Source organism: Staphylococcus simulans, from assembly GCF_002994445.1.
Taxonomy (GTDB): Bacteria; Bacillota; Bacilli; order Staphylococcales; family Staphylococcaceae; genus Staphylococcus; species Staphylococcus simulans_B.
In genome coordinates, this window is record NZ_MRZJ01000002.1 from 315,007 (window position 1) to 328,447 (window position 13,441).

Here is a 13,441-nt window from a genome sequence, read left to right on the forward strand (position 1 = left end):
AAGGGTGAACGGCTATGACGAACCAATCTAGCCACAGCCTGGTTGAAAAGAAACAAAGAAGACGCACAACGCTCCTGTTTATCGGGAGTGTGTGCTTTCTTTTTCTTATTATCTATTTCAATTTGACTGTAGGCTCAACACATATGAAGTTTAAAGACGTTGCAGATTATTTACTTTGGCATCATGACACGAAAAACACATTTATTATACATAATATCCGTATGCCTAGAATGGTAGGCGGTTTATTGATTGGTGCGGCTTTAGCAGTAGCCGGTTTGTTTATGCAGGCTATGACACGCAACCCGCTTGCGTCGCCGCAAATATTCGGTGTGAACGCAGGTGCCTCATTTGTAATTGTTGTGATTACAGTAATTTTTCCGGCATTAACTGCGATTTCAACATTATTAGCATTTATCGGCGCTTTGATCGGCGGCAGTATTGTTTATATGTTGTCGGATTCTACGCGAGGTATGACACCAGTTAAGTTAGCATTAGCTGGTATGACTGTGCATCTTTTCTTCACAAGTTTGACGCAAGGGATTATTTTATTGAATGAAGATTCTACAACAACTGTTTACTTTTGGCTTGTAGGTACATTATCTACATTGAAATGGGCGGATGTCCTTTCCATTATGCCTTGGATTATCGGCGCATTTATCGGCGCGTTGTTTATGGCACGCCAAATCTCTGTATTGGAACTTGGAGATGAATTAGCACGCGGACTAGGACAAAATATTAAACTCACACGTATGCTGCTGGGGGTACTGGTTGTGATTCTAGCTGGTGCTTCAGTATCAATTGCAGGGCCAATCGGCTTTATCGGATTGATTGTACCGCATATTGTTAAATATTATACCTCTCATAACTATTTCGTGATTATTCCGTTGACGATGATCTTCGGTGCAGCATTGCTGCTGTTATCAGATGTATTAAGCCGTTTGATTTCATTTCCGTTTGAGACACCTGTCGGTATTGTGACATCATTCGTCGGAGCAATTTACTTCTTAGCATTAACATTGAGAGGGGTGAAACGGACATGACAAAGCATTTAGGACGCAAATATTCTATTGTCATCGCCATTTTGATTATTGTTTCTATCTTCTCATTATGTGTCGGTGCAGTGTTTGTCAATCCGCTGCAAGCAGTTAAAGGTTTAATTCTGCAAGATGACTTCATTGTGAATCAATATCGTGAGCCGAGATTATTTGTCGGCTTGCTGGTCGGCAGCAGTTTAGCGATTTCCGGTGCAGTCATTCAAGGTGTAGTCCGCAACCCGTTAGCTTCACCTGACGTCATCGGTATTACAAAAGGTGCAAGTTTAGCGGCAGTTACAGTCTTGATTCTGTTTCCGAAAGCACCTATTTATGTCTTGCCTGTCGCATCGTTTGCCGGTGCATTAGTCATCAGCTTACTATTGTCTTACTTAATTGCACGAAAAGAAGTGCAAGGTTCGAATTTAGCATTAATCGGTTTAGCAATCGGTGCGATTTGTATGGCGGTTGTACAATACTTATTAATCCGTTTCCCAATTGAAGCGAACTTAGCATTAGTCTGGTTGACGGGTAGTTTATTCGGACGTTCTATGGAACATGTGATTTCCATTTTACCGTGGTTCATTGTGACCGTACCGCTTATTCTCTTTTTAGCACAGCGCTTGGACATCTTGCATTTAGGCGATCAAGTGGCGACAGCACTAGGTACGCGAGTGCGTCCTGTTAAAATGGTATTGCTGATATTAGCAGTAATGCTTGCAGGTTCATCTATCGCTGTTGTAGGGGGATTAAGTTTCTTAGGCTTGATTGCACCGCATATTGCGCGTTCTATCGTAGGACACAAACATCTTCATATTATTATGATGTCTGGGTTGGTTGGCGCTATTTTAATTGTGGTCAGCGATACACTGGCAAGAGGAATTCATCCGCCGCTCGATATACCGGTCGGTGTGATCATTGCGATTGTCGGTGCACCTTACTTTATTTATGTTTTACGCAAAATGTAATAGGGAATGTTTAAACTGTCTCATTAAAACGTGAGACAGTTTTTTAACGGACTAAATTATTAGAATATTATAACAATTAATTTTATACATATTTATGTATTAATATTAAAATTCTTATTGCTTAGTCTTCTCAATATGATTATAATGTATTGTAATGAGAGGGAGATTCTATGAAAAAATATACAAAATCAGAAATCTTAAAGGGACGTATTAAATTTATTGTGATGTCAGCAATCGGTATCTTACTCTTCTTAGTGCCGATTCCAGTTACACAAGATGGGAAGAAACAAACAACATTAACGGTAGCCTTTTTAGCCAATTGGTTAAAAGAAACATTAGGGCCGTCAATGCCGTATCTCATCTTAATTGTTATAACTTTATCAGGAGTTTTAAGTTTATTTTGTTCTACTTTTTTAAAGAAGCACTTAAAACCTGACGGTTTAATGAATAAAGTCTTTAATGTAACTCCGATATGGCTGATCGTGAGATTGCTTGCAGTAGTATTTGCGTGGATGACATTTTTACATATTGGAACAAAGATGGTTTATTCAGATGATACCGGAAATTTAGTCTTTTCAAGCTTATTACCTACATTATTTACAGTGTTCTTCTTTGCGGCGCTTTTCTTACCGCTATTAATGGAGTTTGGTCTGTTAGAAATGTTAGGACCTATTTTCAGACCGATTATGCGACCATTGTTTACATTGCCGGGACGTTCAACGGTCGATAACTTAGCTTCATTTATCGGCGACGGCACTGTCGGTGTTATTATTACAAGCCGTCAATATGAAGAAGGCTTTTATTCAAGACGTGAGGCCACTGTTATTTCAACAACTTTCAGTGTAGTATCACTGACCTTTGCGATTGTTGTCGCAGAAACAGTGGGTATGCAGAATCATTTCTTCTATTTCTACCTAACAGTCATTGTTTCTTGTTTAGTAGCAGCAATGATTATGCCGAGAATCTGGCCGTTGCGCAGTGTACCTGAAGAATATGCAGTTGATAACAGCGACTATGTTAAAGATGAATCGAAGCCTGAAGGTGTTTCTGCAGTCAGACATGGTTTCAACTTAGCAACTGAAAAAGGTGTCAAATCGCCTGGTTTCGTACAATTCTTCAAATCAGGATTGGGTACAGTGATTGACATGTGGTTTGCGATTTTACCAGTAGTTATGGCAATTGGTACATTAGCTACAATTATCGCAACTTATACGCCGGTCTTTGAAATTATCGGTAAACCATTTGTGCCGATTTTAGAGCTGTTGCAAATTCCTGAAGCAGGACGTGCTTCTGAAACTATGCTGATCGGCTTTGCGGACATGTTCTTGCCATCGATTTTAATTGAAGGTGTGAAGAGTCAGATTACATTATTTGTTGTAGGAGCATTAAGTATTTCTCAATTGATTTACTTATCTGAAGTAGGGGGCGTCATCTTAGGTTCTAAGATTCCAGTCAGCATCGGTAAATTATTTGTGATTTTCTTACTCAGAACAATTATTGTGCTGCCGATTATTGCTATAATGGCACACTTATATTTCTAAATTAATGAAAGACTTAGAATAAAAATATAAATACGCAACACGTCGTGCACATATTGCATAAACGTGTTGCGTATTTTTGTTTCTCTTAAAGAAAAATCACGAAATATCTCCTAATGAAGATAGTACAGTAGATTTAATACGTCTGCTTTTGATAACAGGAGATTTGCTTTGTTCTTTATCTGAATCGGATTTAGGACGTTGATGGGCTTTTTTGAAAGCATCGCTGTTCACCCAGTTTTCATAGTCTTCTAGGCTATCCCACCAAGTTGTTACATTTATTGTTTCTGTATCTTCTATGTCATCTTCAAGCAAGCTGACTTCAACGCGATTGAAACCAGGTACCTTTTTTAGATCTTGGTTAGAAGTAAAACGAGGTGCCATTTTTTCGGCATAACCTTTTTTAATTTCTATTTGATTCGTTACAATATACATAACCATCAGTCCTTTCAAAATATGTCTCAATGTTCTTTACCCGATTTTTACATTTTGAATAAGAAGTAATTTTAGTTATTTTAAAAGCAAGTTGTGTGGTACAATATTTAAACAGAAAAAGAAGAGTCTATCAGTAGAGGGGAAAAGTGATGAAGAAAAAAGAAGTAAGTATGGCGGAATTGTTTTTTGACTTGGTCTTTGTTTACGTCCTTTCGACAATCAATATTACGGTTGAACAAATTTCCAGTTCGCTTGTGAATGTTGAAAGTCTGGGCAAAAATTTTATGTTGTTTTTAGTGTTTTTCTCAATATGGATTTATCATACGTTGTTTATTAATCGGTTTTTCGAGCAAAAATGGTATCAATACGTGTTCTTATTTATAGACATGTTCCTTATTTTATATTTGTCAAAAGCGATTAACGGACACTTTCAAGAGACCTTTATACCATTTGCGGCGACTACAACTGTCATATTTATCAGTATTATGATTCAATATGCACTAAGCTACAAGTTGATTGATCATTCGATTGATTCGCGTTTTTTAAAAGTTTATATTTCAGGATTAGCATTAACAGTTGCTTTTTCTATTGTAGGTATACTATTGCCTAAAGGCATTAACTTTTGGGTGTACTTCGTAGGTATCGTTATCTCAGCGATTTATCCGGCATTATTTGCGAGAGCATCAAAAGAGAATCCGGTTATTTTCCAGCATTTAACAGAACGATTGAGTTTATTTATGATTTTACTGTTTGGGGAAGGTATTGTACAAATTGTCAGCAATATGCATCTATCGCACTTTAAAATTTTAGATATTGTATATTTCTTGATGATCATTAGTTTATTTGTAATTTACTCTTTCCATTACAAAGGCAGCTTGGATCAAGAAAAAGATGAAGCTACCGGTTTTTTAACAATTTATCTGCATTTGTTCATCATTTATAATGCAAACTTTATTTTCCTGATTATGAATAAAGGATTATCTGAACATCCATTAAGTTTTGGAGAGGGCATCGGCTATACTGTTGCGTTTTGTGTCTTTTTATTTGGTGTATTCTTTGACACAATTTTGCATCGCAATATCACAAAGAAAAAAGGTGTATATATTGCAATTATATTAGTGACGACCTTGATAGGTTTTATTATTCCGAATATACATCTCATTACAGTTGTACAAATTATCGGTATTATTGTGTTATGCGGTATGTATTATCATGAAAACAAAGATATTTTAAAGAATTTTGAGTAATTGCATAACGAAAAAACTTCCGTTTCAATCAATACGAAACGGAAGTTTTTGTGCTTATTTTAAAGATTTATTTTGTGAGTTCATTATAGACTTTCTTATCATTGAAAGTGAAGATGATGTATTCGTGATCTTCAGTATCAATAATAACACGGTTAGTTTTACCGAATGTTGAACCGATACGAGAAACTTCTTTGTCTCCTGCATCTACAAGTGCGTGGATATCTTGATCTTCTGTTACGCTTTTAATACTTTCTGTAGGGATTTTGATATCTGCTACTCTCCATTGGATACGAACTTCGTTATTATCTTTCTTTACTGTCATTGCCATTATGGAACACATCCTTTATTTATTTTGTAAAGCTATCATACACTATTTAGAAACCGTTTTCAACAAATGTGAGATACTTTTTTGATTAATATGACATACTAATTAAAAAGCGAACATACAGTCCGAAAATATGTTCGTGTTTATGTGGAAAATGTGCTAAAATAATAAAATCAGAAAGGAGTATAGAGATGACAGGGAAAACACACTTATCATGCGGGTTTCTAATAGGAACGCTTGCGATAAATTATTACCATCCGGATTTATTCACTTCCGTGACTGCTGTAGTATTGGCAGGGGCTGGAAGCTTATTGCCAGACATTTGCCATGCACAAAGCAAAATCGGACGGCGTTTTAAATTTTTAAGCATTATCGTTCGGCTTTTGTTCGGTCATCGCACATTCACACATTCTATTTTATTTACGCTTATTATTGCGCTGCTGTTATCTACTATACATACACCGCCTGTATATATGGCAGCCATTATAGGCGGCATGGCTTCGCATATCATTCTTGATATGCTGACACCAAGAGGTGTTAAGTTATTATATCCATTTCCACTGTCAGTTAAACTGCCTGTGCAATTTAAAACAGGGGGAATGGTAGATCTCTCATTGGCTACTGCATTTACTTTCGGCGGGACATATGTTATATTTCGCGAAGTTATCAATCAATGGTTAACCCATTGGCTGCATTTAAACTTTTAATGATTTCAAGTTTGTGTTATGTATAGATTAATAGAATCGTTTTAAAAGGAACCTCTGCTTATGAATTAAGCGGAGGTTTGCGCTTGATGTATCTATTTATGATATAATTTGAGAATGTTGAAAGGTTCGAACATACCAATGTATACTGCATGAGGGAAAGAACGCTTTTTAATCGCGGAAAACTTAAGGAGAGGTATCATGTTTGATAAGAGTAAATTAGAGAAATTTAATCAACAGCATTTTTTAGAATTGGAAAAGTTGATGAGTGCCAATGAAAAAGAAAATATTGCTAATAAATTAGAATCATTAGATTTATCTTCTATTATGGATATGTATCAATCGTTATATGTTGAACAATCACAAAATAAATCAGAAGCGGCATTGGAAGCGTCAGAAGTAAAATACAGAGTACGCGAAGATTTCTCTGCTGAAGAGTTGAACGCATATTATGATAAAGGTATTGCTGCGATTAAGAATGGCGAATTTGCAGTTGTATTAATGGCTGGCGGTCAAGGTACGCGTCTTGGCTATGATGGTCCGAAAGGTTCTTTTGAAATTGAAGGAGTCAGCTTATTTGAATTACAAGCAAGACAGCTTTTAAAACTTAAAGAACAGACAGGTCATACTGTGGACTGGTATATCATGACAAGCGACATTAATGATGAAGCAACACAAAAATTCTTTAAAGATCAAAATTACTTTGGTTACGATCCTGAAGCCATTCACTTCTTCAAACAAGAAAATATTGTCGCATTGAATGAAGACGGCGGTATTATTTTAACTGAAAAAGCTGAAGTGATGGAAACGCCGAACGGAAACGGCGGTGTATTTAAAGCCTTAGATGAATATGGTTATTTAGATAAGATGGAAGAAGACGGTGTTAAATTTATCTTTATGAACAATATTGATAATGTATTAGCACGTGTGCTGGATCCGGTATTTGCAGGTTTTACTGCAGAAGCTAACCGCGACATCAGTACGAAATCCATCAGACCTAAAGAAAATGAAAGTGTCGGTCGTCTTGTAAATATCGACAGCAAAGATGCAGTGCTTGAGTATTCTGAGTTGGGCGATTCTGATGTACATCAATTCCAAAATGCGAACATCGGCATCCATGCATTTAAACTTGCGTTTATTCAATCAGCTGTCAATCGCGAAATGCCATATCATTTAGCAGTGAAACAGCTGAAACAATTAGATGAAGATTATAATGTAGTGAAAGATACGGCATTGAAATTCGAATTGTTCTATTTTGATATCTTTAAATACGCAACAAGTTTTATTACTTTGCAAGTTCCGAGAGAAGAAGAGTTTTCACCGCTTAAAAACCGTGAAGGCAAAGATAGTGTAGAAACTGCAACAGAAGATTTAAAACGAAGAAATCTTATTTAATGAAAAAAGGTGGAGTCATTATTGAAACAGACTTCAAATTCACACACAGGCCATGGGCTCAATCGCTTTAAAGATATTATTCCACTGTCATTCGGAGAAGAGATAGGCAATGCTGTATCTCATGGTGCAGCTGCCTTTATCGCATTGCTTGTTTTGCCGTATGCCTCTGTACATAGTTACATACATGGCGGCTTATTAGCGTCAGTCAGTGTCTCGATTTATATTATCAGCATCTTTTTGATGCTGCTGTCATCAACGATTTATCATGTGATGGAGAATAACTCTCCCCATAAGTATATATTGCGTATTATTGATCATAGTATGATTTATATCGCAATATCCGGTACATATACACCTGTTTCGCTGGTTGTTGTCGGCGGCTGGTTCGGTTGGATTATTATGCTGCTGTTGTGGGGGATTACCATTTGGGGTATCCTTTATAAAGCAATCGGAGAGAATGTGAATCCGAAACTGAGTTTGTTTATGTACTTGATTATGGGATGGGTCGGAATTTTATATCTTCCGATTATTTGGAGAGAAGCATCTTGGCAATTTATGCTGTTTATTTTATTAGGCGGCATTGCTTATACCATCGGTGCATGGTTTTATGCACAAAAAAATCGTCCTTATTTTCATATGATATGGCATATTTTTATTGTGATCGCATCCATATGCCATTTTATCGGTATTTTATACTTTATGTAGTGCTAAGAGGATGAGGCTTTTGATAATCAGAAGTCTCAACCTCTTTCTTCATTAAGAGAGATTAATCAGAAAGAAAGAGGTGTACGTATGAATATAAAATCAATTGGTGTCGTAACTGCATTGATTTTAATTATGTTTATGGCTGCTATCGAAACGTCGATTATTTCTTTGGCACTGCCGACGATTAAAACTGATTTGAATGTAACGAGTGCAATTTCGCTGGTATTTTCTATTTATTTTATTGCATTAGTCATTGTAAATCCGTTAGTCGGAGAGCTTTTATCACGCTTCAAATTAATTCATGTAACGATTGCAGGTTTATTATTATTCAGCATCGGTAGTTTAATGTCTGGTTTAAGCAGCACATTTGCGTTGCTGATTGTTTCGCGTTTTATTCAAGGTATGGGTTCAGGTATTATGATGGTACTGAGCCAAATTGTTCCTAAACTGGCATTTGAGATTCCGCTGCGTTATAAAATAATGGGAATAGTCGGCAGTGTTTGGGGTATATCCAGTATTATTGGACCTTTGCTCGGCGGTGCAATTTTAGAATTTGCGACTTGGCATTGGTTATTCTTTATTAATATTCCGATAGCTGCGATTGCAGCGGTACTTGCATTTGCCACTTTCCATTTTGATGAGGATAAAGTTTTAAACGAAGAACCTTTTGATACAAAAGGACTGTTATTTTTCTATTTAGCATTAATCTTTATTATGGGTGCAATTACGACGCCATTTTCAATGGCAGTTAAAATTGTTTTAATTGCAATCGGTTTAGTATTTGCGTACTACCTTACAACAATTGAAAAGAAAGTACGTGCACCATTCTTGCCCATTCAGGAATTCAACCGACGCATTACGATTATCTTTATTACAGATTTCGTCTATGCCATGATATTGATGGGTTATAACTTGTATATGCCGATTTATCTGCAGGAAGAAATCGGATTATCGCCGCTGCAAAGCGGGTTTGTTGTCTTTCCAATTTCAGCAGCTTGGTTATTGATTAACTTCAACTTACATAGAATAGAAGCAAGATTAACTAGAAAGGCATTATATCTTGTTGCATTTACATCATTATTGCTATGTAGTTTGATTGTGTTTGTCACACATGCTGCACCCTTGTTGTTAGCTGTTACATTGCTGTTGGCAGGTGCAAGTTTTGGTATTGTTTATACAAAGGACAGTGTGATTGTGCAAGAAGAAACTTCGCCGCATGAGATGAAGCGGATGATGTCGTTTTATTCATTATCTAAAAACCTAGGGAATTCCATCGGTTCAACAATCATGGGAGGCATGTATGCTTTACCATTTATTGTCGGCGGGGCACGTATTTTAAATAACGTATCGTTGATATTAGTCTTCATTGCTGCGTTATATGTATTATGGATCATTGCTTATAAAAATGAATCTAAGACTTGATAGGATGTCCCGCCGATGAGCGGGATATTTTATTTATAGAGGAAATGAGTTTGTGTTATTATACGGGTGTATAAAAAATGAAATGAGGTGAGGAAAACGTGAAATTTTTCAAATTTAATATTTTTAATTTGATATCTACATTGATTGTTCTATTAGTGTTTGTGATTTCGGGTGCGATTTTCCTCACACTCTTAGGATTTGTATTATATGGTTTAAGTCGTCTGCTTATCTTTTGGCATCTAGGGTATTTTGGATATAACAAAGGTTTTTATCAAAACTTATTTTATTACGGCAGCTATATTGTGCTCGGTTACTTCACGATGTTCTTAGTGGAATACTTGATGGATTACTTCAAAAAGAAATTACCGCAAAGTCCATATTTTCATGGAGAAATATTCCATTTGATTTCTTATTCGGTAACTACACTGATGTTCTATTTCGTGATCCATATTCATTACACTTCAATCAATATTGATTTTTGGGTGATTATGCTGATTATGGCATTCTTTTATGTATGCAAAGAAGTCTTTTATCCGGAAAGTGAGAACCTCAATAGAAATAAATAATCCGAATGAGCAATTAGTTTGCTTTGCTAACCATTTTTGTTGCATTATATTATGGTAAGTTTATAAAGGAGTGTTTATATCTATGCCAGAGCAGGCTACTATTTCACATCAAAAAAGAAACATTATCGTTACGGTAATGATTACAAGTGCATTCATTGCAATATTAAACCAAACGCTTCTTAATACAGCTTTGCCTGCTATCATGCGCAGTTTCAACATTGGTGAAAATACATCACAATGGTTGGTAACTGGCTTTATGCTTGTGAACGGGGTCATGATTCCATTAACAGCATTCTTAATGGATAAAGTAAAAACCAGACCTTTATACTTAGCTTCCATGGGTATATTTTTAGCAGGATCTATTTTAGCAGCCATAGCACCTAACTTCGGTGTATTGATGACTGCTCGTGTGATACAAGCAATGGGCGCAGGTATTATTATGCCGCTGATGCAGTTTACATTATTTACGCTCTTCCCTAAAGAAGAAAGAGGATTTGCGATGGGGCTTGCAGGATTAGTAATATCCTTCGCACCCGCAATCGGACCGACAGTTTCCGGTTTGATTATTGATGTCAGCAGTTGGCGTACACCGTTTATTGCGGTTGCGGTCATTGCATTAGCTGGATTTATCTTCGGTGCAATCAGTATTGCAAACTTTAATGAACCAAAAGACATTACACTGGATAAACGATCTGTTGTGTATTCAACATTAGGATTCGGTGTTATGTTATATGCATTCAGTAGTGCAGGTTCATTAGGCTTCCATAATTGGATGTTCTATGTACCGTTTGTGGCAAGTTTATTTGTAATTTATGCATTTGTGAAACGCCAATTAACGATTGAAAATCCGATTTTGAATTTACGTGTCTTTAAGAACAAGACATTTACTCTAACTTCTATTTGTTCCATGATTGTCATGACTTCTATGATTGGTCCCGCATTATTAATTCCGATTTATGTTCAAAACGCAATGGGGCTTTCAGCATTCTTATCAGGACTTGTTATTTTGCCAGGTGCAATCGTCAACGGTGTAATGTCTATCTACACTGGTAAGTTCTATGATAAATATGGTGTGAGACCTTTAGTGATTACAGGTTTCATTATGCTGACAGTACTCACAGCAGTATTAGCATTCTTAAAAGTAGATACACCTTATTGGTACCTCGTAGTGATTTATGCACTAAGAATGTTCTCGGTTTCTTTACTCGCAATGCCGCTGAACACAGCAGGTGTCAACGCACTGCCGAATAAAGATATCTCTCATGGTACAGCAATCATGAACTTCGCCAGAATGATGGCTTCGTCTATCGGAACAGCATTAATGGTGGCATTAATGACTTTAGGTTCAAGAACATTTGCTCCAGACCCTCATGAAGCAGCGACAAAAGAACTATTGCACAGAGAAGCAATTGCACGCGGAGTGGATTTATCATTCGGCGTTGTAACGGTAATTGTATTTATCGGCTTTATTATCGGTTTGTTTATCAGAGACCGTGTGAAAGGCCAATCAAAACAGCAAGTGAATGTACGTAAAATATAAAATTAAGACTATGAAATATAAACCAGTAAAAACATGAATCGCGTGTTTTTACTGGTTTTTTGTAATATATTGAGCGAAATTATTCATTTGGTCGGATTATTCGTTACCACTCCTACATTAAATTTGTTAAAATAAAAAGAGTAATCAATTATAAATATTTGGGGTGACTTACTTTGTTAACAGTTGAACAGGTCGACAAATTAGTGGGAGAATTAAAAGATCCTATTTTAGATGTCCCGCTTAAAGATACAGGTGGTATTGTCAATATCACAATTAAAGAAGAAATTGAACACGTTAGTGTTAAAATTGCAATGGCTAAGTTAGGTGGCAAACCTCAGTTAGACTTGCAAATGGCGATTGTCGAAACACTAAAAGAAAACGGTGCGAATACAGTCGGTATCCGATTTGAAGAATTAGACCCTGAGAAAGTTGCTGAATTTACAGGAGATGATCCGACTGATGAACCGCAAACAATCGAAGGCTTATTATCAAAAGATAACCCGGTCGAGTTTATTGCGATTGCATCAGGTAAAGGCGGCGTTGGTAAATCTACAGTAGCAGTCAACTTGGCAGTAGCGCTTGCTCGTGAAGGTAAAAGAGTAGGTTTGATTGATGCTGACATTTACGGATTCAGTGTACCGGATATGATGGGTATCGATGGACGCCCTGGTATCGAAGGAAAATCAGTTAAACCTGTAGAACGTCATGGCGTTAAAGTTATGTCTATGGCATTCTTCGTAGAGGAAAACGCACCTGTAATCTGGCGCGGACCTATGCTTGGGAAAATGCTGACTAACTTCTTTACAGATGTTAAATGGGGCGAACTCGATTACTTACTATTAGACTTGCCTCCAGGAACAGGCGATGTGGCATTAGATGTACACACAATGCTGCCGTCAAGTAAAGAAATTATCGTTACAACACCGCATCCTACTGCAGCATTTGTAGCAGCACGTGCAGGTGCAATGGCTAAACATACAGAACACTCAATTTTAGGTGTTATTGAAAATATGTCTTATTTCGAAAGTAAAGAAACAGGTAATAAAGAATATATCTTTGGTAAAGATGGCGGTAAGAAACTTGCAGATGAATTAAATTCTGACTTGTTAGGACAACTTCCTTTAGCGCAACCAACTTGGGATCCTAAAGACTTTGCGCCTTCAATTTACCAACCTGAAGACCAATTAGGTGAAATTTATCAACAAATTGCACAAAAAATTATTACTAAAACTATGAAAAAATAAGATTTTCTCATGAAGCGCAAGTTTTTTAAAAAAACTTGCGTTTTTCTCTTGCAATTTCTCAGAATCCTGTTAGAATATATTTTTGTGAGCAAGAGAACGAAACAACAGTTCAAACCACTTAAAAAACTTTGAAAAAAGTTATTGAATTAACGAAATCAAAGTGATATGATAATTAAGTCGCTGAAAAAAACGCGACAAATTATTTCGAGAGTGTAAAACTTACTCTTGCAAAGATGAAACAAACATTTTAAAATTGTAAAAGTAATGTTAATTAAATGTTGACTTCGCAAAAGAGAAGTGATATAATAAATAACGTTACTG

General features: G+C 36.4%; 13 protein-coding genes. 11 read left to right on the forward strand and 2 right to left on the reverse strand.

The features are described 5' to 3' along the window. Positions 1 to 14 precede the first annotated feature (14 nt). The 3 genes from C7N65_RS04950 to C7N65_RS04960 all read left to right on the forward strand — a co-directional run bounded on the left by C7N65_RS04950 (position 15) and on the right by C7N65_RS04960 (position 3,540). The gene (locus C7N65_RS04950; protein WP_105993360.1) at positions 15 to 1,040 is read left to right on the forward strand and encodes a FecCD family ABC transporter permease; all 1,026 of its coding nucleotides are present in this window, start codon (positions 15 to 17) and stop codon (positions 1,038 to 1,040) included. Further along, on the forward strand, positions 1,037 to 1,999 hold the full coding sequence (locus tag C7N65_RS04955) for a FecCD family ABC transporter permease (RefSeq protein ID WP_105993361.1): 963 nt from the start codon (positions 1,037 to 1,039) through the stop codon (positions 1,997 to 1,999). Before C7N65_RS04950 ends, C7N65_RS04955 begins: the two co-directional genes overlap by 4 nt. Positions 2,000 to 2,169: 170 nt before the next feature. Beyond that, a complete protein-coding gene (locus C7N65_RS04960; RefSeq protein WP_105993362.1) occupies positions 2,170 to 3,540 on the forward strand; it encodes a YjiH family protein in 1,371 nt (456 codons plus the stop codon). A gap of 96 nt (positions 3,541 to 3,636) precedes the next feature. On the opposite strand, the gene C7N65_RS04965 is transcribed toward C7N65_RS04960, so the two are convergent. Then, positions 3,637 to 3,972, reverse strand: coding sequence for a heme oxygenase (locus tag C7N65_RS04965; protein WP_105993363.1), 336 nt, complete (start codon positions 3,970 to 3,972; stop codon positions 3,637 to 3,639). 149 nt (positions 3,973 to 4,121) lie between these two features. On the opposite strand from C7N65_RS04965, the gene C7N65_RS04970 reads away from it, so the two are divergent. Beyond that, positions 4,122 to 5,219 carry a low temperature requirement protein A gene (locus C7N65_RS04970; protein ID WP_105993364.1) on the forward strand — a complete coding sequence of 366 codons (1,098 nt, stop codon included), beginning with the start codon at positions 4,122 to 4,124 and terminating at the stop codon, positions 5,217 to 5,219. Between the two features lie 67 nt (positions 5,220 to 5,286). On the opposite strand, the gene C7N65_RS04975 is transcribed toward C7N65_RS04970, so the two are convergent. Beyond that, entirely contained in the window at positions 5,287 to 5,547 is a 261-nt protein-coding gene (locus C7N65_RS04975; RefSeq protein WP_105993365.1) for a hypothetical protein, read from the reverse strand. A 188-nt stretch (positions 5,548 to 5,735) separates the two neighbouring features. Here C7N65_RS04975 and C7N65_RS04980 point away from each other — a divergent pair, with 188 nt between their 5' ends. The 7 genes from C7N65_RS04980 to C7N65_RS05010 all read left to right on the forward strand — a co-directional run bounded on the left by C7N65_RS04980 (position 5,736) and on the right by C7N65_RS05010 (position 13,120). After that, positions 5,736 to 6,251, forward strand: coding sequence for a metal-dependent hydrolase (locus C7N65_RS04980; protein ID WP_105993366.1), 516 nt, complete (start codon positions 5,736 to 5,738; stop codon positions 6,249 to 6,251). 198 nt (positions 6,252 to 6,449) lie between these two features. Then, on the forward strand, positions 6,450 to 7,643 hold the full coding sequence (locus C7N65_RS04985; protein ID WP_105993367.1) for a UTP--glucose-1-phosphate uridylyltransferase: 1,194 nt from the start codon (positions 6,450 to 6,452) through the stop codon (positions 7,641 to 7,643). A 21-nt stretch (positions 7,644 to 7,664) separates the two neighbouring features. Further along, positions 7,665 to 8,348, forward strand: coding sequence for a PAQR family membrane homeostasis protein TrhA (gene trhA / locus C7N65_RS04990; RefSeq protein ID WP_105993368.1), 684 nt, complete (start codon positions 7,665 to 7,667; stop codon positions 8,346 to 8,348). Positions 8,349 to 8,435: 87 nt separating this feature from the next. Further along, entirely contained in the window at positions 8,436 to 9,770 is a 1,335-nt protein-coding gene (sdrM, locus tag C7N65_RS04995) for a multidrug efflux MFS transporter SdrM (RefSeq protein WP_105993369.1), read from the forward strand. Between the two features lie 98 nt (positions 9,771 to 9,868). Next, entirely contained in the window at positions 9,869 to 10,336 is a 468-nt protein-coding gene (locus C7N65_RS05000) for a SepA family multidrug efflux transporter (protein WP_105993370.1), read from the forward strand. Between the two features lie 82 nt (positions 10,337 to 10,418). Then, positions 10,419 to 11,876, forward strand: coding sequence for an MDR family MFS transporter (locus C7N65_RS05005; protein ID WP_105993371.1), 1,458 nt, complete (start codon positions 10,419 to 10,421; stop codon positions 11,874 to 11,876). Between the two features lie 173 nt (positions 11,877 to 12,049). Continuing rightward, a complete protein-coding gene (locus C7N65_RS05010; protein ID WP_105993372.1) occupies positions 12,050 to 13,120 on the forward strand; it encodes an Mrp/NBP35 family ATP-binding protein in 1,071 nt (356 codons plus the stop codon). Positions 13,121 to 13,441 lie beyond the last annotated feature (321 nt).